This window comes from Mycolicibacterium cosmeticum (assembly GCF_000613185.1).
Lineage (GTDB): Bacteria > Actinomycetota > Actinomycetes > Mycobacteriales > Mycobacteriaceae > Mycobacterium > Mycobacterium cosmeticum.
This window is the reverse complement of the sequence record NZ_CCBB010000003.1, coordinates 2,164,551-2,189,190: the sequence shown is the minus strand read 5'-3', so window position 1 is coordinate 2,189,190 and position 24,640 is coordinate 2,164,551. Positions and strand designations below refer to the sequence as shown.

Genomic DNA, 24,640 nt, shown 5'->3' with positions numbered 1-24,640 from the left:
GCGTGACGACGGTCCTCGTGACCACAGCGGGCGGCGACACCGGCCGCCCGCTGGTGGAGCACGCACTCGGGAAGGGATTGCGGGTCAGGGCCCTGGTCCGCACCGACGACGCGCGCGCCGACCGGCTCCGCGACAGCGGCGCCGAAGTCGTCGTCGGTGACCTGCTCAGCCTGCGCGATGTGCGCGCCGCACTCGACGGAGTGCAACGCGCCTACTTCAACTTCCCGGTGGGCGAAGGCCTGGTCGAAGCTGCCGTCATGTTCGCACAGGCCGGCAAGGAACAGGGCCTGGAAGCGGTGGTCAACATGTCGCAGATCCAGTCGCGCCCGGCAGCACGCAGCAAGGCCACCCAGAACCACTGGCTTTCCGAGCAGGTCTTCGCGTGGTCGGGGATCCCGGCCACCACCCTGCGCGTCACGTTCTTCATGGAATGGCTGACCTACATCGCCGGGCTGATCCGGCATGGCCGCTACGTCATGCCGTTCGACCCGGACAGCCGGTTCGCGCCCATCACTGCCCGGGACATCGCCTCGACGGCCGCCACCATCCTGGCCGAGCCGCAGCGGCACGCCGGCCGCACCTACACGCTGACCGGGCCGGTCGAATACAGCCACCGCGAGCTGTCCGCACTCGTCGGCCACCTGCTGTCGAAGGACCTCGCCTTCGAACAGGTCAGCGCCACAACGTTTGTGGAGCTCCTCGGGATACCGGGCGACGCCGCCAAATCGGGCCACTTCCAGGCGGTGCTGATCGACCTGCGCGAGGGCCGCCTGGCCGGGGTCAGCGATGCGGCCGCCACCATCACCGGGCACCGCCTCACCACGATCGAGGAGTTCGTCGCACAGAACCGCCCATTGTTCGCGTGACCGGGCGCGGTCAGTACTCGACGGTCGCGGACAATCCGAAGTCCGCGAACGCCGCGCTGACCGCGTCCGCGAGCGTCGCGGCGGAATTGGGCCCGGCCACCCGCCACGACGCGACACTGAGCGACATCCGGTCCGGCAAGAAGGCGACGGCCAACCAGAGGTGGCCGCCGCGCCCGGCGAATTCGGCAGCGGTCACACCCGGTTCGGCCATCCGGGCGTCGAAGTAGTCCGCGTCGGTGCCGTCCGGACGGTTCACCGCGGGCGGCAGCTCACCGATGTTCGAGCAGCCGATCGGCTGACCCACCTTGAGCACCATCTTCTCCAGCCGGCGCACCAGCAGCCGCGGGACGAACGGCGTCAACGGCAGCGGCGCCAACAACGCGTCCCGGGTCTCGGCCATGTCGACCAGGGCTTGCTTCAGGTCACGGCGCAACCCGCCGAGGTCGGCGAGCACCGCCTCCGGGTCGGCCAGCACGGTGATGGTGTTGAGCGCGTTACCGGTGGTGTCGCCGTCGGTCCGTTCGCTGACCGGGAACGACAGCATGGCCCGGCCGGCGGCGTCGACCCGCCCCATGATGTGTCCCAGCCGTGCGGCCACCGCGGCGAACAGCACGTTGCGGGTGCCGCCGAGGGCCGCCGCCACCCGGTCGAATTCGACGAGGTCGGCCCGCACCGCCAGCGTCGGCACCACGGCGACCTGATCGGCGGGCGCCCGGGCCGGGGATGGCGCCGGCGCCGGATCGGCGGACTCGCTCTTCTGCTCGCGGGCGATGCGTGCGGCACCGAGCACCGCCGACGGCGCCTGCCGCAGTGTTCGCACCGTGGCGCCGAGGTCCTGCCGCAACGCGGAGGCCAGGCTGCGCGATCGCGGCGGCGGATACACCAGACCGCGCCCGCTGCCCTCTACCGCGTCCGCGATCGCCCCGATGATGCCGCCGGCATCGGATACGGTGTGCGACACCACGAGTGACACCGCGTCACCGCCACCCACCAGGGGCTGCACCGCCAGGTGCCACACCGGGCCGCGCTCGGGATCGACCGGCACGGCCGAACGCGCGGTCACCCACTTCCAAACATCGCTGCGGGGGCACGCAGCGGCGATCACCTCGATGGTCGCCGCACCGGGGCCGGCCACCCAGCGGTGCCTGCCGAACGGCAAGGGCGAGCGTTCCAGCCGGCGCCCCAGCATGGTGCGGCCCAGATTGCGGCTCAGCCGCCGCAGGCCGTCCAGATCGGCGCCCCGTTCATAGATCCAGGTGAACTGGATGACCGGCCCACGGCCCAGCGCCCGCAGCGCGGTGTAGGACGCCTGGTCGATATAGGCGACGGTGTTGTCCCCATGGCTACGGTCGGTGACGCGGTCTGACACGATCCCCCACAATTCCCCCTGGCTTGCTTGCGCCAGCGTAAGGGATCAGGCGCGCTGCAGCTCGAACAGCGGGATGGCCCGACTGGTCTTGGCCTGGTACTCCGCGAACACCGGGGCCAGTTCGACGATCTTCGGGTAGGCGGCGGCCCGCTCGTCGGCCGGCAGCTCGCGCGCGACGACGTCGTACGCGTCGGTGCCGATCTCGATGCGGGCCCGCGGATTGACGCGCAGGTTGTGCACCCAGGCCGGATCCTTGGGCGCACCGGCGTACGAGCCGACGATCAGGATCTTGCCGTCCACCTCCAACGACGCCAGCGGCGACAGCCGCGGCTGACCGGATTTCGCCCCCGTGGTGTGCAGCAACAACAGCGTGCCGCCCTCGAAGGCCGCGACCTTGCCGCCGTTGGCCCGGAATTCGGAGACCACATTGCGGTTGAATTCGTCGAGGGCCGCGGTGTCGGCGAGCAGCTTGTCCTTGTCGATGTCAGTCATGCTTGCTGTCAGCGACCTTGGGCTTGGCATCTATTCCCGATTCCTTGCGCTGGGCCGCGGTGATGGGCGCGGGCGCGTCGGTCAACGGGTCCACGCCGCCACCGGACTTGGGGAACGCGATGACCTCGCGGATGGAGTCGACCCCGGCCAGCAGGGCGGTGATGCGGTCCCAGCCGAAGGCGATACCGCCGTGCGGCGGGGCGCCGAAAGTGAAGGCGTCCAACAGGAATCCGAACTTGTCCTGGGCCTCGGCGTGGTCGATGCCCATCATCGCGAACACCCGTTCCTGGACGTCGCGGCGGTGGATACGGATCGACCCGCCGCCGATCTCGTTGCCGTTGCACACGATGTCGTAGGCGTCGGCCAGCGCGGTTGCCGGATCGGTGTCGAAGGTGTCCACCGACTGCGGCTGCGGCGCGGTGAACGCGTGATGCACCGCCGTCCAGGCCCCCGAACCGACCGCCACGTCACCCGAGGCGGTCGCATCGTCGGCCGGTTCGAACAGCGGCCAATCCACCACCCAGGTGAACGCCCACGCCGCCGGGTCGATCAGGTTCAGCCGTTTGGCGATCTCGATCCGGGTGGCGCCGAGCAGGGCCCGGCCCGCCTTGGGCGTGCCCGCGGCGAAGAAGACACAGTCACCCGGCTGCGCGCCGACGTGCGCGGCCAACCCGTCACGCTCGGCGTCGGTGAGGTTCTTGGCGACCGGACCACTCAGCGTGCCGTCCTCGCCGACCAGCACATAGGCCAGGCCCTTGTGGCCGCGCTGCTTGGCGAACTCCTGCCAGCCGTCCAGCGTGCGGCGTGGCTGCGACGCGCCGCCCGGCATCACCACCGCACCGACGTACGGTGCCTGGAACACCCGGAACGGGGTGTCGGAGAAGTAGTCGGTGCACTCGACCAACTCGACGCCGAAACGCAGATCCGGCTTGTCGGATCCGAACCGGCGCATCGCCTCGTCGTAGCTGATGCGCGGCAACGGCAACGGCAGGTCGTATCCCACCAGCGCCCAGACCGCCTTGAGCACCTGCTCGGAGACGGCGATGACATCGTCGGCCTCCACGAAGCTGAGCTCCATGTCGAGCTGGGTGAACTCGGGCTGACGATCGGCCCGGAAATCCTCGTCCCGGTAGCACCGGGCGATCTGGTAGTACCGCTCCATCCCGGCGACCATCAGCAGCTGCTTGAACAGCTGCGGGCTCTGCGGCAGCGCATAGAACGACCCGGGCTGCAGCCGGGCCGGGACCAGGAAATCACGGGCGCCCTCCGGGGTGGACCGGGTCAGCGTCGGCGTCTCGATCTCGACGAAATCGTGCTCGGCCAGCACTCCCCGCGCCGCGGCATTGATCTTGGAGCGCAGCCGGATTGCGTTACCGGGGCCCTCGCGGCGCAGATCCAGGTAGCGGTATTTCAACCGGGCTTCCTCACCGGCGGTCTCGTCGAGCTGGAACGGCAGCGGGGCGCTCTCCCCCAGCACCGTCAGCGTGGTGGCGTTGACCTCGATCTCACCGGTGGCGATCTCGGAGTTGGCGTTGCCCTCCGGCCGGATCTCGACGACGCCGGTGACGGCGACGCAGAATTCCGCACGCAGCCGGTGCGCCTGCTCCAGCACGGCCGCATCCCGGAACACCACCTGCGACACCCCGGAAGCGTCGCGCAGGTCGATGAAGATGACGCCGCCGTGGTCGCGCCGGCGCGCCACCCAACCCGCCAGGGTCACCGTCTGACCGGCGTCGGTGGACCGCAACGAACCGGCGGCATGGCTGCGCAGCACAAAAACTCCTCTGAAGTCGGGTGGAACGAGTGGCCAGTTTACGTCGGTAGGTTTGACGCTTGTGAACGTGCCGATCGCAGTCGTCGGGCCCGGTGCCATCGGTTCGGCGATCGCCGCCGACCTGTACCGGGCCGGTCACCCCGTCAGCGTGTACGGACGGTCCCCGCGCGCGTCGATCGAGGTGCGCCCGACCGACGCGCCGCCGATCATCGTCCCCGGCCCGGTGCACACCGACCCCGCAGTGGTCACCGGGCCGGCCCGCATCGTCTTCCTGGCGGTCAAGGACACCCAGACCGCACAGGCCGCGCCGTGGCTGGACCGCCTGTGCGACGCAGACACCGTCGTGTGTGTGCTGCAGAACGGTGTCGAACAGGTCGAGCGGGTGGGCCGGTACTGCCCGTCGTCCACGGTGCTGCCCGCCGCCGTCTGGCTCTCCGCCGAGGCCATGCCGCAGGGCTGGATACAGCTGAAGAATCCGCTGCGGCTGGTGCTGCCGGACGACCCCGCCGCGGCCACCGTGGCCGGGCTGTTCCCGGACGGCACCGTCGAACTGGACGCCGATTTCGTCACGGCGGCCTGGCGCAAGCTGCTGATGAACGCGGTGGCGGGCTTGATGGTGCTCACCGGACGCCGGGCCGGCATGTTCGGCCGCGCCGATATCGCCGCGCTGGCGCGCCGCTACCTGATCGAGTGCCTGGCGGTGGCCCGCGCCGACGGCGCCGCGCTGGCCGACCGTGTGGTCGACGAGATCGTCGACATGCTGGCCCAGGCCCCGCCCGATCTCACCACGTCGATACTCACCGACCGCGCGGCAGGCCGGCCGCTGGAATGGGATATCCGCAACGGCGTCGTGCTGCGCAAGGCCCGCCGGTTCGGGCTGCCGACCCCGATCGGCGAGGTGTTGGTGCCACTGCTCGCGGCGGCGGGCGACGGCCCCGGATAACGCCACGGCTAAGGTCGACGGGTGCCGAGAATGTATCCGTGCGAACCCGTTGATCTGGACTTCATCTCCGAGGCACCGTTCCGATTCGTCAGCACCGTCGACTTGGCCATCACCCCCGAACAGGTCTTCGAGGTGCTGGCCGACGCCGACTCCTGGCCGCAGTGGGCGTCGGTGATCACCAAGGTCACCTGGACCAGCCCGCAGCCCTACGGCGTGGGCACCACCCGCACCGTGCACATGCGCGGCCACATCGTCGGGGACGAGGAATTCCTGTCCTGGGAACCGCACAGCCACATGGCTTTCCGGTTCAACCAGGCCTCCACCAACAGCATCGCGGCGTTCGCCGAGGATTACTGGGTGGTGCCCACCGGGGATGGCTGCAACCTCACCTGGGTGATGGCGATGAAACCGAACGGCATCGCCGCCCGGCTCGGCATGACGGTGGGCCGGCCGGTGATGGCCTGGATGTTCCAGCGTTTCCTGCACAACCTGCGCCGGTACACCGACCGGCGCTTCACCGCCTGAGGCGCGCTAGTAGATCCCGGCCCAGGCCGCGCGCCGGCGCTCGTCGGGGTCGGCGACGGTGACATCGCGCGCACTGCCGATCAGCCGGGTGGCCCGGCGCTGCGCGTCGTAGTAGGGCCACTCCTGCAGGCCGCCCCTGGCGAACTCCAGCCAGGTGCGCTGCATGCGCCTGCCCACACCCGGTTGCACGCGCCGGCCCAGCGGATGCAGTTTGCGGCCCAGATAGGAGCCGTAGCTGTGTTGGACGTGCACGATCTCACTGCCGTGGGTGGCGCCCAGGCCGAGCGCCCGCAGCGTCCAGGTGGTGTGGTCGAAGCGATACATGTGGGTGGGTGCCCAGGCGCTGTAGGCGTCGGCGAACGCCCAGGTCGGCGCGCCGAACATGGCATCGGAGCCGAAATCGACCAGCGCCCGCCGGCGCGGGTAGGACGGGTAGGCGGCCAGCACCCGGTCCCGGGCCTGCGGTGCCCGGCGGGCGAAGAAGCCGTCGACACCGGCCGGCGTGGTGGGCAGCATCGGCGGCTTTCCCCAGGCGAACATCGACGCCTCATGACTGTTGGTTCCGATGATCAGCGGGATCCGGTGCACCGCACCGGCCCTGGCCGCCTCGATGGGATGGTGCGGCAGCAGGTCCACGCCATGGGTGAGTCCGTATGCCAGCGTCGGGGTGTCGGCGGCACTGGCCGCCTGGATCATGCCCGCGGCCCGGCGCAACCTCCGTTGCGGCAACTGCTTGAGGTGGCGCGGGTCGGCGCCGAGTTCGGCGAGGAAGGCGCGCGCCTGCCGGGCCCTGGTCTGCCGGTCGGCGATCAGCGGCAGCGCGGGACTCTGCGCGATGGCGCGGGTGAACAGCCCTTCGGCGGCCGGGCTGGCCAGCAACGCCAATACCGATGTGGCCCCGGCTGATTCACCGAACACGGTGACACGCTGCGGGTCGCCACCGAATGCGGCGATGTTGTCGCGCACCCACTGCAATGCCGCGATCTGGTCTCGCAGGCACAGGTTGTCGTCGAACCCCTCGCCCAGATCACCGAGCTCGAATCCGCCGAACACGCCGAGCCGGTAGGTGACGTTCACCACGACCACGTCCCCGTTGCGGGCCAGTCGGGATCCGTTGTACAGCTGCAACTGCCCGGCTCCGTAGACGAACGCGCCGCCGGGGATCCACACCATGACCGGCAGTGCGCCCGACACGTCGGGCGACCACACGGTGACGGTGAGGCAGGCCTCGTCCCGCATCTTGGGGTCGTCGCGGCCGCCGCCGACGAAGGATCGCCCCTGCGGCGGCAGCGGTCCGTGCTCCAGCGCATCGCGCACGCCGGACCAGGGCCGTAACGGCTGGGGTCCCCGGAAGCGCAGTTCGCCTAACGGCTGTTCGGCGTAGGCGACCCCGCGCCACACCCCGACACCCCCTTCGGTGTCGCCGCGCAGCCGGCCATGCGAGGTCGTCACGATCGTCGGGAGTTCGGCGACGATGGACACACCGCAATCGTAGTGTGGAAAGCTGAGCCCAGCCGGGTGCCGACATGCAGATGGGGGTGGTGGGGGCAATGACCTTCAACGAAGGCATGCAGATCGATACGAGCACCGCCTCCAGCAGCGGCGGTGGGCGCGGGCCCGGCCGCGGTATCGCCATCGGCGGTGGATTGGGCGGTCTGCTGATCGTGGTGGTGGCGATGTTCCTCGGCGTCGACCCCAACACCGTGCTCGGGCAGAACGAGGTCGCGCAGAACCAGGAGTCGGTCACCCCGGGATTCGACGTGTCCCAGTGCAAGACGGGCCGCGACGCCAACGACATCCTTGGCTGCCGCATCATCGCCACCGGAAATTCGGTGGACGGGGTGTGGAGCCAGCTGCTCAAGGGCTACACCCGGCCGCAGGTGCGGTTGTTCACCGGTCAGGTGAACACCGGGTGCGGCCCGGCCACCACCGACGTCGGCCCGTTCTACTGCCCGGTGGACCAGACGGCCTATTTCGACACCGACTTCTTCGGGGTGCTGGTCGACCAGTTCGGCTCCAGCGGCGGCCCGCTGGCCCAGGAGTACGTGGTGGCTCACGAGTTCGGCCACCACGTGCAGAACCTGCTCGGCGTGTTGGGCCGGGCCCAGCAGGGCCCCGGCGGCGCCGAGGGCAACGGGGTACGCACCGAGTTGCAGGCCGACTGCTACGCCGGCGTGTGGGCGCACTACGCGTCGGTCACCAAGCAGGAGAGCACCGGCGTTCCGTTCCTGGAACCGTTGAGCGACAAGGATATTGCCGACGCGTTGTCGGCGGCCTCGTCGGTGGGCGACGACCGCATCCAGAAGGCCGCCACCGGCCGGATCAACCCGGAGCAGTGGACGCACGGTTCGTCGGCCGAACGGCAGAAGTGGTTCACCACCGGTTACCAGACCGGCGACCCGAAGAAGTGCGACACCTTCGCCGCCCGCGATCTGGGATGAGCACCGACCCCATCGTGCCGGACACCAAGGACTGGACCTGGGTGCTCACCCGACCATGCCCGGACTGCGGATTCGACCCTGCGAGCACGGGACACACCGAGGTCGCCGACCGGATCGCCACCGACGCCACCGAGTGGGTCGACCGGCTCACCCGGGCCGGGGTTCGCGACCGGCCGGCACCCGACGTGTGGTCGATCCTGGAGTACGGCTGCCACGTCCGCGATGTGCACCGAATCTTCGACCAACGGGTGCGGTTGATGCTCTCCGAGGACGAACCGCGGTTCCCGAACTGGGATCAGGACGCGACCGCGCTGACCGACGACTACCCGTCGCAGGATCCGGCGGTGGTGGCACGGGAGTTGTTCGAGGCGGCCACCACGGTGGCCGACACCTACCGGTCCGTGCCCGACGACGCCTGGTCCCGGCGCGGATTACGCAGCAACGGAAGCGAATTCACCGTCGCGACGATCGCCGTCTATCATTTGCACGATATCGTGCACCACGCCTGGGATGTCGGCCCGGCGGGTGCGGCTACAACCGCGACTGGTGGTTGATGTCGGTGTCGGTGGTGCGCAGCGGCCGGATCAGTGCGTCCTGGGTGAACGACGCGAGCAACTCCCCCTCCTCGGTGTGCACGGTACCGCGGACGTAGGACATCCCGGCGCCAACCTGGGTGCTCTCATGGCCGTACAGCAGCCAGCCGTTCCATTGCACGGGTTCGTGGAAGCTGACCGAAACGGTCATCGGCGCGGTGGACACGGTGAGGTGCGCCTGCGCCGTGCCGATTCCTTCGTGTGCCCGCATGGTCGTCGAAATCCCCAGGTGTCCGGTGAAATACGCGATGAGTGCCTTGGCAAGGTCCGCGCGCTGTGGAATGGGATCGTAGCGCAGCCAGGCGTGGATCTCCGGCGGCCCGACCTCGTCGGGACTGTTGACGTCGACGATGTCGACCAGCCGCAATTCGCGGCCCGTCATCGGCATGTGCGCGACGTTCGCCCCGGCGGGCGCCACCACGTCGGGCTTGGGCAGCTGATGGCGGATGACGTCAGCCGACGGTACGTCGAGCAGCACGGTGATGGTGATGCAGCGCTTGCCGTGCTGCGATGCCGAGACGACGACCGTCGCGGTGGTGCGGCCCTGCGACACCACGTCGAGATCGAGATGCACCGGCGGACCGACCAGCACCGCCCGGGCGAACACGGCGTACGCCGAGCGCACCGATTTGTCCGGGAAACGTCTGGCCGCAGCGACGATCGCTTGCGCCAGCACCTGCGTACCCTCCACCACCTGACGGTCGTCGGCGCCGGCGAGGCCGGTCTGGGCGAGGAATCCGTCGCCGTGCGGCTCGGGTTCGAAGAGGTCCAGTAGACCCTCCAGCGTCCACTCCACTTGATCGGCGGCCTGCCCCGTCGTCGTTCCCGAGTTGGTCATGTGTCCTTTCCGGCACCGGAGTCCCCGCTACCCGCTCTGCAAAAACGGTAACGTCATTCTCGCGCGACGCACAACATGTTCGAGGAAGGTGATCTCGGTGGCCGACTCCCCCGAACCCGAATCCCGCCCTGCCCGCTTCATGAGGTCGGCGCTGGCGATTCTCGGCGAGACGGGCCGGACCGACTTCACCGTCCTGGAGGTCGTCGAGCGGTCCAAGACCTCGTTGCGGTCGTTCTACCAACACTTCTCCACCAAGGACGAACTCCTGCTGGCACTCGTGGACACCATCATGTCCGAGTCGGCCGCCCGCTGGCGCGCCGACACCGACGACCTGGACGCGGCCGCGGCGTTGCGGGCCCTGGTCGACGCGATCAGTGTGCCGGCGGCGTCGAGCAAGCAGGACAGCATCAATCGTGGGTTGACGTTCTACAACGATCACCTGGCCGAGAGCCTGCCGCGGGAGTACGCGCGGGTGCTCAGCCCGCTGCACACGCTGATCGCCGACATCATCGATCGCGGTGTCGCCGAGGGCGTGTTCCGGGCGGATGCGGACACCGATGTCACCGCCACCCTGATCATGCAGGTGGCGCTGGGGGCCTTGCGGTTGCGGGTCCTGGGCGCCGAACTCAACGGCACCCCGATCACCGGGGAGCACATCTTCACCTTCTGCGTCCGCAGCCTGCGCGGCACGGATTGACCTGCGTCGATCGCGATGGTGTCCTCCGTCGCAGTGAGGTGGTAACTTCATTACCGTCATTCGGTAATGAGATTTCCAGGAGGCGGGTATGCCCTTACGCATCCTCGACGTGCCCGAGCAGATGCTGTTCGCCACGACCGCGCAGGCATTCCTGGAGAAGGAGGCGTCGCTGGGCGTCGTGCGCGACCTGCACGCCCGCGACGCCTCGTTCGAATCGGCGTGGTGGCAGCGAGCCGCCGAACTGGGCTGGTCCGGCCTGCTGGTCCCCGAAGACCTGGGCGGCGGAAGCGTGTCCGGTGACGGGGTGGCCGACCTGGCGCTCATCGCCGAGCAAGCCGGACGCACCGTCGCACCCGGCCCCCTGCACCCGGTCAGCGTGGTGCTCGCCGGTCTGGCAGACACCCCCGGCGGCCACGAGGAGACCATCGAAGCGCTCGTCGCCGGCCGGTCGGTGGGCTCCTGGGCCACGTACGAACCGGGCCGTCCGTTCGATCCGACTTCGCCCCGTACCACCGCAACCCGCACCCCGAACGGTTACCGCATCGACGGGGTGAAGGACCGTGTCGAGGCCGGCGATCGGGCCGATGTGTTCCTGGTGGTCGCCGACTGCGACGGAACGCCACGGCAATTCCTGGTCCCGGCCGGCATCCCGGGCGTCGACGTGACGGAGCAGCGGACGGTCGACCTGGTGAAGAAGCACGCCCGCGTGCGCTTCGACGGGGTGCAGATCGACGCGTCGGCGGTGGTGGGCAGTGCCGAGCAGACCGCCGCGGTGCTCGAACGCCAGCGCCAGATCGCGCTGCTGCTGCAATGCGCCGAGACCGTCGGGATCCTCGACACGGTGCTGGCCTTCACCCGTCAGTGGCTGCTCGACCGGCACAGCTTCGGCCGGCCGCTGGCGTCCTACCAGGCGCTCAAGCACCGGTACGCCGACATGAAGATGTGGTTCGAGGCCTGCCGGGCGACCACCGCCGGTGCGGCAGCCGCCGTCGGCGCCCGTTCGACGGACGCTCCGCTGCTGGTGAGTGTCGCCAAAGCCTATGTCGCCGAACGGGCTCCGGTGATGCTGCAGGACTGCGTGCAACTGCACGGCGGCATCGGAGTCACCTGGGAACACGATCTGCATCTGTACCTGCGGCGGGCGGTGCTCAACCGGGCCATGTACGGCTCACCCGAGGACCACCACCGCGCCGTCTACGCCATGAGCCGAAAGGTGCCCGCATGACCGACGCCGCCGTCTCCACCGGCACCGACGAGTCGGTGGCCGACTTCGCCGCACGCGCCAAAACCTGGCTGGCACAGAACATGCCGCCCATCGATCCCGACCATCCGCCCTTCATGGTGCGCGCCGATCAGCAGTCCTGGGATCGAGCCAAGGATCTGCAGCAGCGCCTGTACGCCGGCGGCTTCGCCGGTATCTGCTTCCCCCGCGAATACGGCGGCCTCGGCCTGGATCTCGCGTACCAGAAGGCGTTCAACGTCGAATGCCGAAACTACGAGATGCCGCTGATCCTGAACACCCCGTCGTTCACCATCTGTGCGGCCACCATCCTGGACGTCGGGAGCGAGGAGCAGAAACGGTCACGCATCGCGGCGGCCATCCGCGGTGAGGAGGTGCTGTGCCAGTTGCTGTCCGAACCCAACGGCGGCTCGGACCTGGCGGGTGTCATCACCCGCGCCGACCGGGTCGGCGACACGTGGATCATCAACGGCGCCAAGACCTGGAGCACCAGCGCGTTCGCCGCCGACTACGGCCTGATGCTGGCCCGCACCGACTGGACCGTGCCCAAACACGAGGGCCTCACCATGTTCCTGGTACCGCTGGCCGCGCCGGGCATCACGATGCGCCGCATCAAGGAGATCAACGGTAACGAGGAGTTCTGCGAAGAGTTCTTCGACGGTCTGGTGCTCGACGACGACGCCGTGGTAGGCGCCGTCAACGACGGCTGGACGGTGGCCACCCGGCAGCTACACCACGAACGGCGCGCGGTCGGGGGCGGATCCGAGTTCGCCAGTGGCACCGGGGCCGAGAACGCCAGCGAGATGCCGCCCGACCACATCGGCCTGGCCGAGGCAACCGGCCAGGGGTCCGATCCGCGGGTACAGGATCTCGCCGGACGCGCCCTGGCCCGGCGCATCGTCAAAGAGCAACTGATCGACCATGTCTCGGCGTCCATCGCCGACGGCGGCCTGCCACCCAACGCCGGCACGCTGATCCGGCTGTTCCACGCCGAGACCACCGAGCTCGAGGTGGACACCGCGTTGGCCATCGCCGGGACGGCCGGGGTGGTGGACGACGGGTCGGGGCTGCTGGACATCGGTGTGCGGTATCTGTCCCGGCAGACCGGTTCGCTGGGCGGCGGCAGTTCGGAGATGGCCCGCAACGTCATCGCCGAGCGGGTGCTCGGCTTCCCGCGTGAATACGCCGCCGACCGGGGGGTGCCGTTCAATCAGGTGAAACGCGGTCGCTAGCAACCCGTCTCAGAACAAGGTGGGGTGCGCCGGTGCCGCGACTTCGGAGGAAACGGCACCGGCGCCCGCCATGGGCGGCGTTGCGCGCCCAGTCAGGCCGTACCGGGCCACCAACGGCGCCACCCGGGTACGGAGTTCATCGCGGTAGTCGGCGGGCAGGTAGGCGCCGCGCCGGTACAACCGCCGGTATTCGAAGACGAGTTCGGGATGCGTGGCCTGCAGCCACTGCATGAACCAGCCACGGGTGGAGCCGCGCAGGTGCAGGCCGAACACCGTCACCCCGGTGGCGCCGGCCGCCGCGATCCGGCCGAGCAGGTCGTCCAGGTGCTCGGTGGAATCGGTCAGCCGCGGCAGCACCGGGGCCACCATCACATGGCAGTTCAGCCCGGCCTCGCGGATCGCGCTGATCAGCCCGAGCCGCGCCTGCGGCGACGGGGTGCCCGGCTCCACCTCGCGGTGCAGGTCGGGGTCCCCGATCGCCAACGAGATCGACACGCTCACCGGAACGGTCTGTGCCGCTTCGGAAATCAGCGGCAGGTCCCGCCGCAACAGGGTGCCTTTGGTGAGGATCGAGAACGGTGTGCCGGAGGCCGTCAGGGCCCGCAGGATGCCCGGCATCAACGCGTACCGCCCCTCGGCCCGCTGATACGGGTCGGTGTTGGTGCCCAGTGCCACCGTCTCCCGCGTCCACGACCGCCGGGCCAATTCACGTTCCAGGACGTCGACGACATTGGTCTTCACCACGACCTGTGAGTCGAAATCGGCACCGGGATCGAAATCCAGGTATTCGTGTGTGGGCCTGGCGAAGCAGTAGCGGCAGGCGTGTGAGCACCCGCGGTACCCGTTGACGGTGTAGCGGAACGGCAGCATCGACGCATCGGGCACCTTGTTCAGCGCCGATTTGCACAGCACCTCGTGAAACGTCATGCCCTCGAACTGCGGGGTGCGCACGCTGCGGACGAACCCCAGGCGCTGCAGGCCGGGCAGGGCGCCGTCATCGACGCGTACGCTTTGCCCGTCCCACCGCATGGGTATATCGAACAACTGTTCGATACGAATTGTCAAGCGGCGGCTACGGCCTCGCCTCGAACACCAGGTTGAACGGGGTCTCGGTGGCGCGCCGGAACCGGGTGAAGCCGCCGTCGGCGACCATCACCTCCCTGAGCCGGCGCTCGCCGGCCTGCGCGCCCAGGGCCGGGCCGTGCTGGGCCAGCGACACCGGGACACAGATCATCGAGGACGCCCCGTAGAACACCCGGCCGACCGGGTTGAGGTTGTCGGCGACGCTGTCACCGGCGAACGGCTCCACGAGCAGGCAGTGCCCGTCCGGTCCGAGCGCCTGGCGGGCATGCCGGGCCGCTCCGCCCGGATCGGCCATATCGTGCAGACAGTCGAAGAAGGCGATCAGGTCGTAGTCCGCACCGCCGTAGGTCGTCGCATCCGCCACCTCGAAGGTGACGTTGGTCAACCCCGCCTGCGTCGCGTGCTCGCGCGCCGTCTCGATCGACGCGTCGTGGTAGTCGACGCCGACGAACCGTGATGCCGGAAAGGCTTGCGCCATCAGGATTGTGGTGACACCGTGCCCGCAGCCGACGTCGGCGACGGTGGCGCCGGCGGTCAGCTTGTCGACGACGCCGTCCAGGGCGGGCAACCAGGAGTCCAGCAGGCTGGCCTGGTACCCGGCCCGGAAGAAACGCTCGGTGCCGCGGAACAGGCACGGATCGTGCTCACCCCATTCCATGCCCGCGCCGGTGCGGAAGTTCTGCACCGCCCGCGCCTTCACATGGAAGAGGTCCTCCACCACCGCATAGCCACCGGGCAGGTCCACCGGACCGTTCGGATCGGCCAGGCACAGCGCCTGTTCCTCGCTCAGGTGATAGCGGTCGCCGGATTCGTCGTACTCGACGTAGCCGCCTGCGGCCTGATTGGCCAGCCACTCCCGCACGTACCGTTCGTCGGTGCTGGTTTCCGCGGCCAGCTCGCCGGCCGTCAACCGTCCCCGTGCGAGTGCCCGGTAAAGCCCGAGCTCATCCCCGATGAGAACGAGCGTGGCACTCATCGCCGCACCCAGATCACCGATCGCCCGGCCCAGGAACGCCTGGAGTTTGTCTTCGTCGATGGCCATCGCCGGCTCCTTCGCCCATGGGTATGGACGCCTTCGAAGCTACGCGCGTGCGTGCCCCGACGGAGCAGTTCGAGCAAAGATTTCGCTCAATGCGCAGTTACCACTGCGAGCCCTGGCACACCACGCTGTACGGCGCGTCCTGCGCGACGATGACCTGGTTGTCCACGGCGACCTCACAATGCGGGTTCGGCGCGCCGACACCACCCTTGGTGGTGCTGCTCACCTGCAGGATCGCCCACTGCGGATCGGCCAGCGTGGTCTCGAAGACGAAGGGCCGGTCCGGCGCGACGTTGATGGTCTCGCGCTTCACATACGAGTACGCGTCGGCGTTGTACGCCGCCTTGTCGGCCGGCTGGGCCGTCAGATACAGCACCTGGAAGTCGTACGGGGCCGTCGACGTCAGCGTGTAGCGAACTTGGTGACCCGCAGCCGGCTCGGCCTGGGCCACGCCGGTTCCCAGCGCGAGCGCCGCTCCCGAAACCAGCACCGCTGAAACCGTCGCCCCGACCTTGCTCATACCTTTTCGCATGTCCGTCACATCGCCGGACGCTACCCGATCGTTACACCGGCCGGATCCGCGCCTCGGCGGCGCCGGCGAACAACGGACCAATACCGATCGACCAACAGGTTAATTTGTTCGTCACATACAGAAATTTCACAGAAACTTGCCAGCTCTAACGTGCCGATTCGACACACGTCCCCGTGTGACCGATTTCTCCCCGATTCCCTCGCACGACGCGAAATCGACGGAAAGGCAATAGATGCGACTTCGACGCCCCGCCCTCAGCAGAGGCGCCAACAGGTCCGTCCTGGCAGCCGGGAGTATGGTCGCCGCGGCCGCCCTGGTGTTGGCCGGATGTGGCAGCAAGGCCAGCGAGAGCGACAGCACGGCCGCGGCCGCGGCCGCGTCCTGTGTGGACACCTCGGGCTCCACCATCAAGGTCGGCTCGCTGAACTCACTGTCGGGCACCATGGCGATCTCCGAGGTGACGGTGCGCGACGCCATCAAACTGGCCGTCGACGAGATCAACGCCAAAGGCGGGGTGCTGGGTAAGCAGATCCAGATTGTCGGTGAGGACGGCGCATCGGATCCGGCGGTGTTCGCCCAGAAGGCCGAGAAGCTGATCAAGGACGACTGCGTCGCCGCGGTGTTCGGCGGGTGGACCTCGTCCAGCCGCAAGGCCATGCTCCCCGTCTTCGAGAGCAACGACTCGCTGCTCTACTACCCGGTGCAATACGAGGGCCTGGAGTCCAGCAAGAACATCTTCTACACCGGTGCCACCACCAACCAGCAGATCGTGCCGGCGCTGGACTACCTGAAGGAGAAGGGCGTCAAGTCGCTCTACCTGGTGGGCAGTGACTACGTCTTCCCGCAGACCGCCAACCGCATCATCAAGGCCTACGCCGGCGCCAATGGTATCGAGATCAAGGGTGAGGACTACACCCCGCTGGGCTCCACCGATTTCTCCACCATCGTCAACAAGGTGCGCGCCTCGGGCGCCGGGGCGGTGTTCAACACCCTCAACGGCGACTCCAACGTGGCGTTCTTCAAGGAGTACACCAATGCCGGGTTGACCGCGCAGAAGATGCCGGTGGTGTCGGTGTCCATCGCCGAGGAAGAGGTCACCGGGATCGGCGCACAGAACATCGCCGGCCAGCTCACCGCATGGAACTACTACCAGACGGTGGACAACCCGGTGAACAAGGCGTTCGTCGCCGCCTACAAGAAGGCCTACGGCGCGAACAAGCCGACCTCGGACCCGATGGAGGCCGCCTACGTCTCGGTGTACCTGTGGAAGAACACCGCCGAGAAGGCGAAAGCCTTCGACACCAAGGCCATTCAGGACAATGCCGGCGGGGTCACCTTCGACGCCCCGGAGGGCCTGGTCACCATCGACGGCGAGAACCACCACATCACCAAGACCGCCCGCATCGGCGAGATCCATCCCGACGGGCTGATCTACACGATCTGGGAGTCCAAGGGCCCGATCACCCCGGACCCGTACCTGAAGTCCTACCCGTGGGCCGCCGGCCTGTCGGGCTGACGACGGGTAACTGACACGTGGATGTCCTGATCGGACAGCTGGCAACAGGATTGAGCCTCGGCTCGATCCTGTTGCTCGCCGCGCTGGGTCTGTCGCTGACCTTCGGTCAGATGGGCGTCATCAACATGGCGCACGGCGAATTCATCATGGCCGGCTGCTACACCGCCTACCTGGTGCAGCAGCTGATCGCCAACGCCGGTGCGTCCCTGCTCATCTCACTCGTGGTCGGCTTCGGTGTCGGTGGCCTGCTGGGCGTGCTGCTGGAGATGACGCTGATCCAGCGGATGTACCACCGCCCGCTGGACACGCTGCTGGTCACCTTCGGCGTCGGCCTGATCCTGCAGCAGGTGGCCCGCGACATCTTCGGCGCACCGGCGGTCAACGTCACCGCACCGGCCTGGCTGTCCGGCGGCATCGAGATTCTCGGCGCCGTCGTCCCGAAGACCCGCATCTTCATCCTGGTGCTGGCCGTGCTGTGTGTGACGGTGCTGGCCGTCGTGCTCAAGGCCAGCCCGATGGGCCGCCGGATCAGGGCCGTCGTGCAGAACCGGGACCTCGCCGAGACCAGCGGGATCTCTTCGCGCAGAACGGATATCACCACGTTCTTCATCGGCTCGGGGCTGGCCGGGGTGGCCGGGGTGGCGCTGACGCTGATCGGCTCAACCAGTCCCACCACCGGTCAGAGTTATCTGATCGACGCGTTCCTGGTGGTCGTCGTCGGCGGCCTCGGCCAGATCAAGGGCACCGTGATCGCCGCGTTCGGCCTCGGCTTGCTCAACTCCTTCATCGAGTACAGCACCACCGCATCGCTGGCGAAGGTGATCGTATTCGTCATCATCGTGGTCTTCCTGCAGGCGCGGCCGCAGGGCCTGTTCACCGTGCGGACAAGGAGTCTCGTATGAGGGCGATGCGGACGCGGGGAGCACGAACGGCCTGGGTCGGCCGCTGGCAGACCTGGGCCGGTTTCGCGGTGGCCGCAGTGGTGCTGTTCGGCGTCGCCCCTGCGGTGCTGTCCAGTTTCCGGCTGGGCCTGCTCGGCCAGTACCTGTGTTACGCCATCGTCGCCGCGGGTATCGGATTGGCCTGGGGCCGTGGCGGAATGCTCACGCTCGGTCAGGGCGTGTTCTTCGGCCTGGGCGCCTACATGATGGGCATGCACCTCAAGATCGCCGACGCCGAGATCCGCAAGCAGGCGGTGCCGGACTTCATGCAGATCGCCGGCATCCCGAAACTGCCCGCCTACTGGGAGCCGTTCGCCTCCCCCGCCTTCACCTTGCTGGCGATCGTCATCGTGCCGACGGCGATCGCCGCCCTGCTCGGGCTCGGCGTGTTCAAGCGCCGGGTCAAGGGTGCCTACTTCGCGATCCTGTCCCAGGCCTTGGCGGCCGCGCTGGCCATCCTGCTCGTGGGGCAGGCCACCCTGGGCGGCAGCAACGGGCTCAACGGTTTCCGGACCTTCTTCGGCTTCCGGTTGTCCGACCCGGTCAACCGGCAGATGCTGTATTTCATCGCGGCAGGGGTCCTGCTGGTCGTGGTGGCCGTGGTGCGCCAGCTGATGCAGAGCCGGTACGGCGAACTGCTGGTGGCCGTCCGCGACGGTGAGGAGCGGGTGCGGTTCTTGGGTTACGACCCCGCCAACATCAAGGTGGTGGCCTACACGACGGCGGCGCTGTTCGCGAGCATCGCCGGCGCCCTGTTCGCGCCGATCATCGGATTCATCACCCCCGCGCAGGTCGGCATCGTGCCGTCCATCGCCTTCCTGATCGGTGTCGCGATCGGCGGCCGCACCACCCTGTTGGGCCCGGTGCTCGGCGCCATCGGCGTCGCATGGGCGCAAACCGCCTTCTCCGAACAGTTCCCGTCGGCGTGGACCTACGCCCAGGGCCTGCTGTTCATCGTGGTCGTCGGGTTCTTCCCGGCCGGCCTGGCCGGGCTCGGGGTGTTCCTCAAACGGCGACGCACCAAAGCGGAACCCCAGGCCGCGCCGGACCCGGACCCAGAACCCGAGAAGGTGGGCAGCACCACATGACCGAGGCCGAGACCACGCAGCCGGTGGCCGGCGGCAACGTCGGCATGGGCACGCAATACCTCGAAGTGCGGGGCCTGACCGTCGATTTCGACGGCTTCAAGGCCGTCAGCGATGTCGACCTGACCCTGTTCCAGGGCGACCTGCGATTCCTGATCGGCCCCAACGGGGCCGGAAAGACGACGGTGATCGACGCGATCACCGGCCTGGTCGCGGCCACCGGGTCGGTGAGCAAGTCCGGCAAGGAGTTGTTGGGCCGCAAGGTGCACCAGATCGCACGCCAGGGTGTGGGCCGCACCTTCCAGACCGCCACCGTCTTCGAACAGCTGACCGTGCTGCAGAACCTGGACATCGCGGCCGGCGCCGGCCGCTCGCCGTGGACGTTGTTGCGGCGACGCTCGGGCGTGCTGCCCTCGATCGAGGAGGCCCTGGAGACGACGGGTCTGTCGGCGCTGGCCGACAAACCCGCCGGCGTGCTGGCGCACGGCCAGAAGCAGTGGTTGGAGATCGGCATGCTGCTGGTGCAGAACGCCGACGTGCTGCTGCTCGACGAGCCGGTGGCGGGCATGAGCCACGAGGAACGAGAAGAGACCGGAAACCTGTTGCGGCGCATCGGTAGTGAACGCACCGTGGTGGTCGTCGAGCACGACATGGACTTCATGCGGGCCTTCGCGACCTCGGTGACGGTGCTGGCCCGCGGCCAGGTGATCGCCGAGGGTTCGGTGGCCGAGGTGCAGGCCAACCCGAAGGTCCAGGAGGTCTACCTCGGCACCGCGGCGGCCGGAAACTCCGAGGAGGTCTGATGCTCCAACTGGTCGATGTGCGCAGTGGTTACGGCCGCTCCGAGGTCATCCACGGCGTCAGCCTGGAGGTGCCGTCGGACGGCGTGGCCGCGGTCATGGGCCACAACGGCGCAGGCAAGACCACCCTGTTGCGGGCGGCGGTGGGTCTGCTGAAATGCACTGCGGGCAAAGTTCTTTTCGACGGCGCCGACATCACCAAACTGCGGCCCAGCGCGCGGGTGGCCCGGGGCCTTGCCTACGTGCCACAGGGGCAGCAGTCGTTCGGGCAGCTGACCACGGCGGAGAATCTGCAAGTCGTCGCCGATGGCCGCAAGAACGCCAAAGCGCTCATCGACGAACAACTGGACCTGTTCCCCGCGCTCAAGGAGCTGCTCACCCGGCGGGCCGGGTTGCTCTCCGGCGGGCAGCGCCAACAGCTGGCCATCGCCCGCGCGCTGATCACCGGCCCGAAATGCCTGATCCTCGACGAACCCACCGAAGGTATCCAGCCATCGGTGGTCGCCGAGATCGAGGCCGCCATCACCGCCCTGACCAACCGGGGTGACCTGGGCGTGCTGCTGGTCGAGCAGCACATCGGCTTCGCACTGGAATCCGCACAGCAGTACTACATCCTGGAATCCGGGCGGGTCACCTCGTCGGGGACCGGCGGGTCGGCCTCGGAGGCGCAGGTCCGCGAGGCGCTTGCCATCTGACGGCACCGCCGTCGTCGCCATCTACCCGTCGGTCACAATTCCAGCAGCACCGTCACCGGTCCGTCGTTCACCAGTTCCACCGCCATGTCGGCCCCGAACACGCCGGTGGCGACCGTCGCGCCGAGGTTGCGCAGCGCACCGGCGAAGGCGTCGACCAGCGGTTCGGCGACCGGGCGGGGCGCCGCGGCGTTCCACGACGGCCTGCGCCCCTTCACCGTGTTGGCATACAGGGTGAACTGACTGACCACCAGGATCGGTGCGCCGACATCGGCGGCCGCCAACTCGTCATCGAGAATCCTCAGCCGCCACAGCTTTTCGGCCATCTTCGCCGCGAGAGCGGCATCGTCGGTATGCGTGATGCCGACGAGTGCCAGCAGGCCCTGCCCGTCGGGCTCGATCCGCCCGACGGTCTCGCCGTCGACCACCACCCGGGCCGAAGTCACCCGTTGCACCAGAACTCGCATGAACCCGACCCTAGAGTGTGGTGATGACCGAACCGCCGCAGCCACGGGTGCTGGCCGAGCACGGTGGGCTGGTGATCGCCGAACGCGGTCCCGAGGTTCTGGTGATCGACCGCGGCGGCGGCGCGACGGAGATCGCGACGTTCGTGGTGGCGGTACTGGCGCTGGTGTGCGCCGGCTTCGGGGTGGTGGCGTTGTTCACCCCCGAGTTGCCCGTCGGCGTGGGCATCGGTTTTCTGGGCCTGGGTCTGGCCTTCGGGACCGAGGTGGTGTTCCTGGTCCGGTCGATCCGGCGGCGCCGCGCCGCGCCGCTGAACACCTTCACGCCCGTCGCGGTGTTCGACCGGGCTCGTGGTACCTACCGGGGCGGGACCCGAGGATCGGTGGTGGCGCTGGACCAGGTGCGGATCGAACGCCGGATGCAGGTCGCCTCGAGCTCGGCGATGCTGGTCGCGGTCACCCCGTCGGGAACCCGGATCCTCAAGCGCGGCAACCCGTTCGGCGGAGGTATCGGTAACCTGGACCAGGTGCTCACCGCGGCCATCGCCGCACGCTAGCCCAGCCGGGCCAGCACCTCGGACACCACATCCGCGGCCGGGACATCGGTCTGCTCGCCGTTGGACAGATCCTTCACGCCGATCGTCCCCGCCTCGATATCGCGGTCACCGGCCACCAGGGCCAGGCGCGCCCCGGAGCGGTCGGCACCCTTCATCGCACCCTTGAGGCTGCGATCACCGTAGGCCAGGTCGACCCGGGCGCCCGCGGCGCGCAAGGCCGCGGCGATCTTGGCCAGTTCGAGCTTGGCCGCCTCCCCCAACGGCACCCCGTACACGTCGACGCGACCGGCCGCACCGACCGTCTTGCCTTCGGCCCGCAGCGCCAGCAGGGTGCGGTCCACGCCGAGACCGAAGCCGATACCGGACAGGTCCTGCCCGCCGAGCTGGCGCATCAGCCCGTCGTAACGCCCACCGCCACCGATCCCGGACTGGGCACCCAGCCCGTCGTGCACGAACTCGAACGTCGTCTTGGTGTAGTAGTCCAGGCCGCGCACCATCCGGGGATTGACCACATAGGGCACGCCGAGCGCATCCAGGTGCGCCAGCACCGTCTCGAAGTGGGCCTTGGCCACATCGGAGAGGTGGTCGAGCATCAGCGGCGCATCGGCGGTCATCTCCCGCACGGCGGGGCGCTTGTCGTCGAGCACGCGCAACGGGTTGATCTCGGCACGGCGCCGGGTCTCTTCGTCGAGGTCGAGCTTGAACAGGAACTCCTGCAACAACTCCCGGTACTGCGGCCGGCAGGTGTCGTCGCCCAGCGAGGTGATCTCCAACCGGAAACCGTCCAGCCCCAGCGAGCGGAACCCGGCATCGGCGATGGCGATCACCTCGGCATCCAGCGCCGGGTCGTCGATGCCGATGGCCTCGACGCCGACCTGCTGCAGCTGGCGGTACCTGCCGGCCTGCGGGCGCTCGTACCGGAAGAACGGCCCGGCGTAGCACAGTTTCACCGGCAGCTGACCGCGGTCCAGACCGTGCTCGATGACCGCACGCATGACACCCGCGGTGCCCTCCGGACGCAGCGTCACCGACCGCTCACCGCGGTCGGCGAACGTGTACATCTCCTTGCTCACCACGTCGGTGGATTCCCCGACGCCGCGGGCGAACAACGAGGTGTCCTCGAAGATCGGCAACTCGATATCGCCGTAGCCGGCTCGCCGGGCGGCGCCGAGCAGGCCGTCGCGAACCGCGACGAACTGCGCGGAGTCCGGCGGAAGGTAGTCGGGCACCCCTTTGGGTGCTTTGAATTCAGGCACGGCGTTCACTCACAGGGTCAGACCTTCGAGAAAGGGGTTGGTGCGGCGCTCGATGCCGATGGTGGACTTCGGGCCGTGCCCAGGTAGTACCACGGTGTCGTCGTCGAGCACCAACAATTTGTTGACGATGGACGTCAGCAGCGCCCGGCCGCTGCCGCCCAGCAGGTCGCTGCGGCCGATCGCGCCCTTGAACAGGGTGTCCCCGGTGAAGGCGCTCTGGCCGATGCGGAACACCACCGACCCGGGCGTGTGCCCGGGCGTGTGGTCGACGGTGACGGGGATGCCACCGAGGTCGAGCAGTTCGCCGTCGCCGGTGAGTTCGACCACCTGTTTGGGCTCGGTGAAGAACGCGCCCACCAGCCGCTTCCCGATCCCCATCATGAGTCCCGAACCGAGGTCCATGATCGGATCGGTCAGCATCGCGCGGTCCTCGGGATGGATGAACACCGGGCAGCCGTAGGTGTCGGCCACCTTCTGCGCCGACCACATGTGGTCGATGTGCCCGTGGGTGAGCAGCACCGCCGCCGGGGTGAGCCGGTGCCGGTCCAGGATCCGCTGCAACGGTCCGGAGGCCCGCTGCCCCGGATCGACGATGATCGCGTCGGCACCGTCGTGCGGCGCGATGACGTAGCAATTGCACGCCAGCACGCCGGCCGGGAATCCGGTGATCAACACCGCGCCATTTTCCCATGCGCGTTCGGGCGACCGCGGGTCGCGGCACGCGCATCCAGTAACGCCTGGCACACTCGGTGCCGAGTATGACCCTGACGTAGGAGGACAGCGGCGGTGCCGACCAACAAACAGCGACGGGAAACGGCCAAGCGCAAGCTCGACCGGCAGCTGGAGCGCCGGGCGGCACAGGCCCGCAGGCGGCGGCTCTTCACCATCATCGCCTCGGTGGTCGGCGTGATCGTGGTTGCCGGCGCCGCGGTGTTCACCGTCATCTACACCAACAAGGATTCCGGCAGCGCGACGGCGTCGGCCTCGCCCAGTTCGTCCACCTCCGGCGCACCGCAGCCGGCCGCCGACGGCAAGCTGCCCGCCTTCGCCGCACCCGCCGACCTCGGCTCCAACTGCCAGTACCCGGCGACCACCGAAGCCGCCAGCAAGAAGGTCAACCCGCCGCGGACGGGCAAGGTGCCGACGGACCCGCCGCAGATCAGCGTCAGCATGGCGACCAACCAGGGCAATATCGGCCTGCAGCTGGACAACGCCAAGGCTCCCTGCACGGTCAACAGCTTCGCCAGCCTGGCCCAGCAGGGTTACTTCAACGACACGCAATGCCACCGGCTGACCACCGGCGGGCTCGCGGTGCTGCAGTGCGGTGACCCGACCGGCACCGGCACCGGCGGCCCGGGCTACCAGTTCGCCAACGAGTACCCGACCAACCAGTACCAGCCCGACAACCCGGCGCTGCAGCAGCCGGTGCTCTACCCGCGCGGCACGTTGGCCATGGCCAACGCCGGGCCGGGCACCAACGGCAGCCAGTTCTTCCTCGTCTACCAGGATTCGCAGCTGCCGCCGAACTACACCGTGTTCGGCACCATCGACAAGACCGGCCTGGAGACGCTGGACAAGATCGCCAAGGCCGGTGTCGCGGGCGGAGGCCAGGACGGCAAGCCCGCACAAGAGGTCACGGTGAAGTCGATCCAGCTGGACTGAGTC

At 68.6% G+C, this 24,640-nt stretch carries 26 protein-coding genes; 15 read left to right on the top strand and 11 right to left on the bottom strand.

The window, feature by feature from the left end:
* The first annotated feature begins 2 nt into the window (after positions 1-2).
* Positions 3-866: an NmrA family NAD(P)-binding protein gene (locus BN977_RS29875; protein WP_036403680.1), complete on the top strand. Its 864-nt coding sequence runs from the start codon at positions 3-5 to the stop codon at positions 864-866.
* A gap of 10 nt (positions 867-876) precedes the next feature.
* Here the strand turns inward: BN977_RS29875 and BN977_RS29870 are convergent, their stop codons facing one another.
* From BN977_RS29870 to aspS, 3 genes are read right to left on the bottom strand one after another with little or no spacing between them, the layout of a single operon-like run.
* Positions 877-2,235 carry a hypothetical protein gene (locus tag BN977_RS29870; RefSeq protein WP_036404912.1) on the bottom strand — a complete coding sequence of 453 codons (1,359 nt, stop codon included), beginning with the start codon at positions 2,233-2,235 and terminating at the stop codon, positions 877-879.
* A gap of 45 nt (positions 2,236-2,280) precedes the next feature.
* Positions 2,281-2,727, bottom strand: a complete 447-nt coding sequence (locus BN977_RS29865) for a nitroreductase family deazaflavin-dependent oxidoreductase (protein ID WP_036403678.1) — start codon at positions 2,725-2,727, stop codon at positions 2,281-2,283.
* Positions 2,720-4,501 (bottom strand): aspartate--tRNA ligase, encoded by a 1,782-nt coding sequence (gene aspS, locus BN977_RS29860; RefSeq protein ID WP_036403676.1) that lies wholly within the window; start codon positions 4,499-4,501, stop codon positions 2,720-2,722. Before aspS ends, BN977_RS29865 begins: the two co-directional genes overlap by 8 nt.
* A 61-nt stretch (positions 4,502-4,562) precedes the next feature.
* Here aspS and BN977_RS29855 point away from each other — a divergent pair, with 61 nt between their 5' ends.
* Together BN977_RS29855 and BN977_RS29850 are read left to right on the top strand one after the other, a co-directional pair.
* Positions 4,563-5,444, top strand: coding sequence for an oxidoreductase (locus BN977_RS29855; protein ID WP_036403674.1), 882 nt, complete (start codon positions 4,563-4,565; stop codon positions 5,442-5,444).
* Positions 5,445-5,474: 30 nt separating this feature from the next.
* On the top strand, positions 5,475-5,969 hold the full coding sequence (locus BN977_RS29850) for an SRPBCC family protein (RefSeq protein WP_036403672.1): 495 nt from the start codon (positions 5,475-5,477) through the stop codon (positions 5,967-5,969).
* A gap of 6 nt (positions 5,970-5,975) precedes the next feature.
* On the opposite strand, the gene BN977_RS29845 is transcribed toward BN977_RS29850, so the two are convergent.
* Positions 5,976-7,451, bottom strand: a complete 1,476-nt coding sequence (locus BN977_RS29845) for a carboxylesterase/lipase family protein (RefSeq protein WP_036403670.1) — start codon at positions 7,449-7,451, stop codon at positions 5,976-5,978.
* 68 nt (positions 7,452-7,519) lie between these two features.
* On the opposite strand from BN977_RS29845, the gene ypfJ reads away from it, so the two are divergent.
* Positions 7,520-8,410 carry a KPN_02809 family neutral zinc metallopeptidase gene (gene ypfJ, locus BN977_RS29840; protein WP_024452889.1) on the top strand — a complete coding sequence of 297 codons (891 nt, stop codon included), beginning with the start codon at positions 7,520-7,522 and terminating at the stop codon, positions 8,408-8,410.
* Positions 8,407-8,964 (top strand): DinB family protein, encoded by a 558-nt coding sequence (locus tag BN977_RS29835; protein ID WP_036403668.1) that lies wholly within the window; start codon positions 8,407-8,409, stop codon positions 8,962-8,964. Before ypfJ ends, BN977_RS29835 begins: the two co-directional genes overlap by 4 nt.
* Here the strand turns inward: BN977_RS29835 and BN977_RS29830 are convergent.
* Positions 8,942-9,841, bottom strand: a complete 900-nt coding sequence (locus BN977_RS29830) for an acyl-CoA thioesterase (protein WP_036403665.1) — start codon at positions 9,839-9,841, stop codon at positions 8,942-8,944. The two genes, BN977_RS29835 and BN977_RS29830, sit on opposite strands and share 23 nt — an antisense overlap.
* Positions 9,842-9,980: 139 nt before the next feature.
* Between BN977_RS29830 and BN977_RS29825 the strand changes: the two genes are divergently transcribed.
* From BN977_RS29825 to BN977_RS29815, 3 genes are all read left to right on the top strand, one after another.
* Positions 9,981-10,538: a TetR/AcrR family transcriptional regulator gene (locus tag BN977_RS29825; protein WP_234709732.1), complete on the top strand. Its 558-nt coding sequence runs from the start codon at positions 9,981-9,983 to the stop codon at positions 10,536-10,538.
* An 88-nt stretch (positions 10,539-10,626) separates the two neighbouring features.
* Positions 10,627-11,763 (top strand): acyl-CoA dehydrogenase family protein, encoded by a 1,137-nt coding sequence (locus BN977_RS29820; RefSeq protein WP_036403661.1) that lies wholly within the window; start codon positions 10,627-10,629, stop codon positions 11,761-11,763.
* Positions 11,760-13,010 (top strand): acyl-CoA dehydrogenase family protein, encoded by a 1,251-nt coding sequence (locus BN977_RS29815; protein ID WP_036403659.1) that lies wholly within the window; start codon positions 11,760-11,762, stop codon positions 13,008-13,010. Before BN977_RS29820 ends, BN977_RS29815 begins: the two co-directional genes overlap by 4 nt.
* A gap of 9 nt (positions 13,011-13,019) precedes the next feature.
* Here BN977_RS29815 and BN977_RS29810 read toward each other — a convergent pair whose 3' ends face one another.
* From BN977_RS29810 to BN977_RS29800, 3 genes are all read right to left on the bottom strand, one after another.
* On the bottom strand, positions 13,020-14,039 hold the full coding sequence (locus tag BN977_RS29810; RefSeq protein WP_024452895.1) for an Rv2578c family radical SAM protein: 1,020 nt from the start codon (positions 14,037-14,039) through the stop codon (positions 13,020-13,022).
* Between the two features lie 43 nt (positions 14,040-14,082).
* On the bottom strand, positions 14,083-15,135 hold the full coding sequence (locus BN977_RS29805; protein WP_036403657.1) for a class I SAM-dependent methyltransferase: 1,053 nt from the start codon (positions 15,133-15,135) through the stop codon (positions 14,083-14,085).
* A gap of 97 nt (positions 15,136-15,232) precedes the next feature.
* Positions 15,233-15,664, bottom strand: a complete 432-nt coding sequence (locus tag BN977_RS29800; protein WP_191262667.1) for an Rv2576c family protein — start codon at positions 15,662-15,664, stop codon at positions 15,233-15,235.
* Positions 15,665-15,896: 232 nt separating this feature from the next.
* Between BN977_RS29800 and urtA the strand changes: the two genes are divergently transcribed.
* From urtA to urtE, 5 genes are read left to right on the top strand one after another with little or no spacing between them, the layout of a single operon-like run.
* On the top strand, positions 15,897-17,180 hold the full coding sequence (gene urtA / locus BN977_RS29795) for an urea ABC transporter substrate-binding protein (RefSeq protein WP_036403652.1): 1,284 nt from the start codon (positions 15,897-15,899) through the stop codon (positions 17,178-17,180).
* A gap of 17 nt (positions 17,181-17,197) precedes the next feature.
* On the top strand, positions 17,198-18,082 hold the full coding sequence (urtB, locus tag BN977_RS29790) for an urea ABC transporter permease subunit UrtB (RefSeq protein ID WP_024452899.1): 885 nt from the start codon (positions 17,198-17,200) through the stop codon (positions 18,080-18,082).
* Positions 18,079-19,209: an urea ABC transporter permease subunit UrtC gene (urtC, locus tag BN977_RS29785; RefSeq protein WP_234709689.1), complete on the top strand. Its 1,131-nt coding sequence runs from the start codon at positions 18,079-18,081 to the stop codon at positions 19,207-19,209. Before urtB ends, urtC begins: the two co-directional genes overlap by 4 nt.
* A complete protein-coding gene (gene urtD, locus BN977_RS29780; protein WP_036403647.1) occupies positions 19,206-20,009 on the top strand; it encodes an urea ABC transporter ATP-binding protein UrtD in 804 nt (267 codons plus the stop codon). Before urtC ends, urtD begins: the two co-directional genes overlap by 4 nt.
* Entirely contained in the window at positions 20,009-20,701 is a 693-nt protein-coding gene (gene urtE, locus BN977_RS29775) for an urea ABC transporter ATP-binding subunit UrtE (protein WP_024452902.1), read from the top strand. Before urtD ends, urtE begins: the two co-directional genes overlap by 1 nt.
* A gap of 32 nt (positions 20,702-20,733) precedes the next feature.
* On the opposite strand, the gene dtd is transcribed toward urtE, so the two are convergent.
* Positions 20,734-21,165, bottom strand: coding sequence for a D-aminoacyl-tRNA deacylase (gene dtd, locus BN977_RS29770; RefSeq protein ID WP_024452903.1), 432 nt, complete (start codon positions 21,163-21,165; stop codon positions 20,734-20,736).
* A 23-nt stretch (positions 21,166-21,188) separates the two neighbouring features.
* Between dtd and BN977_RS33410 the strand changes: the two genes are divergently transcribed.
* Entirely contained in the window at positions 21,189-21,719 is a 531-nt protein-coding gene (locus BN977_RS33410; RefSeq protein WP_234709688.1) for a hypothetical protein, read from the top strand.
* Here the strand turns inward: BN977_RS33410 and hisS are convergent.
* Positions 21,716-22,975, bottom strand: coding sequence for a histidine--tRNA ligase (gene hisS / locus BN977_RS29760; RefSeq protein WP_036404906.1), 1,260 nt, complete (start codon positions 22,973-22,975; stop codon positions 21,716-21,718). The two genes, BN977_RS33410 and hisS, sit on opposite strands and share 4 nt — an antisense overlap.
* Before the next feature lie 9 nt (positions 22,976-22,984).
* Complete coding sequence (locus BN977_RS29755) at positions 22,985-23,650, bottom strand: MBL fold metallo-hydrolase (protein WP_024452906.1); 666 nt, start codon at positions 23,648-23,650, stop codon at positions 22,985-22,987.
* A gap of 111 nt (positions 23,651-23,761) precedes the next feature.
* On the opposite strand from BN977_RS29755, the gene BN977_RS29750 reads away from it, so the two are divergent.
* On the top strand, positions 23,762-24,637 hold the full coding sequence (locus tag BN977_RS29750) for a peptidylprolyl isomerase (RefSeq protein ID WP_036403644.1): 876 nt from the start codon (positions 23,762-23,764) through the stop codon (positions 24,635-24,637).
* The last annotated feature ends 3 nt before the right edge of the window (positions 24,638-24,640 follow it).

Bases quoted from the DNA above. Each gene is read 5' to 3' on its own strand.
- BN977_RS29865 (WP_036403678.1), bottom strand. From the start codon at position 2,727: ATGACTGACATCGACAAGGACAAGCTGCTCGCCGACACCGCGGCCCTC.
- BN977_RS29850 (WP_036403672.1), top strand. From the start codon at position 5,475: ATGTATCCGTGCGAACCCGTTGATCTGGACTTCATCTCCGAGGCACCG.
- ypfJ (WP_024452889.1), top strand. From the start codon at position 7,520: ATGACCTTCAACGAAGGCATGCAGATCGATACGAGCACCGCCTCCAGC.
- BN977_RS29835 (WP_036403668.1), top strand. From the start codon at position 8,407: ATGAGCACCGACCCCATCGTGCCGGACACCAAGGACTGGACCTGGGTG.
- BN977_RS29830 (WP_036403665.1), bottom strand. From the start codon at position 9,841: ATGACCAACTCGGGAACGACGACGGGGCAGGCCGCCGATCAAGTGGAG.
- BN977_RS29825 (WP_234709732.1), top strand. From the start codon at position 9,981: ATGAGGTCGGCGCTGGCGATTCTCGGCGAGACGGGCCGGACCGACTTC.
- BN977_RS29820 (WP_036403661.1), top strand. From the start codon at position 10,627: ATGCCCTTACGCATCCTCGACGTGCCCGAGCAGATGCTGTTCGCCACG.
- BN977_RS29815 (WP_036403659.1), top strand. From the start codon at position 11,760: ATGACCGACGCCGCCGTCTCCACCGGCACCGACGAGTCGGTGGCCGAC.
- BN977_RS29810 (WP_024452895.1), bottom strand. From the start codon at position 14,039: ATGCGGTGGGACGGGCAAAGCGTACGCGTCGATGACGGCGCCCTGCCC.
- BN977_RS29805 (WP_036403657.1), bottom strand. From the start codon at position 15,135: ATGGCCATCGACGAAGACAAACTCCAGGCGTTCCTGGGCCGGGCGATC.
- BN977_RS29800 (WP_191262667.1), bottom strand. From the start codon at position 15,664: ATGCGAAAAGGTATGAGCAAGGTCGGGGCGACGGTTTCAGCGGTGCTG.
- urtA (WP_036403652.1), top strand. From the start codon at position 15,897: ATGCGACTTCGACGCCCCGCCCTCAGCAGAGGCGCCAACAGGTCCGTC.
- urtC (WP_234709689.1), top strand. From the start codon at position 18,079: ATGAGGGCGATGCGGACGCGGGGAGCACGAACGGCCTGGGTCGGCCGC.
- urtD (WP_036403647.1), top strand. From the start codon at position 19,206: ATGACCGAGGCCGAGACCACGCAGCCGGTGGCCGGCGGCAACGTCGGC.
- urtE (WP_024452902.1), top strand. From the start codon at position 20,009: ATGCTCCAACTGGTCGATGTGCGCAGTGGTTACGGCCGCTCCGAGGTC.
- dtd (WP_024452903.1), bottom strand. From the start codon at position 21,165: ATGCGAGTTCTGGTGCAACGGGTGACTTCGGCCCGGGTGGTGGTCGAC.
- BN977_RS33410 (WP_234709688.1), top strand. From the start codon at position 21,189: ATGACCGAACCGCCGCAGCCACGGGTGCTGGCCGAGCACGGTGGGCTG.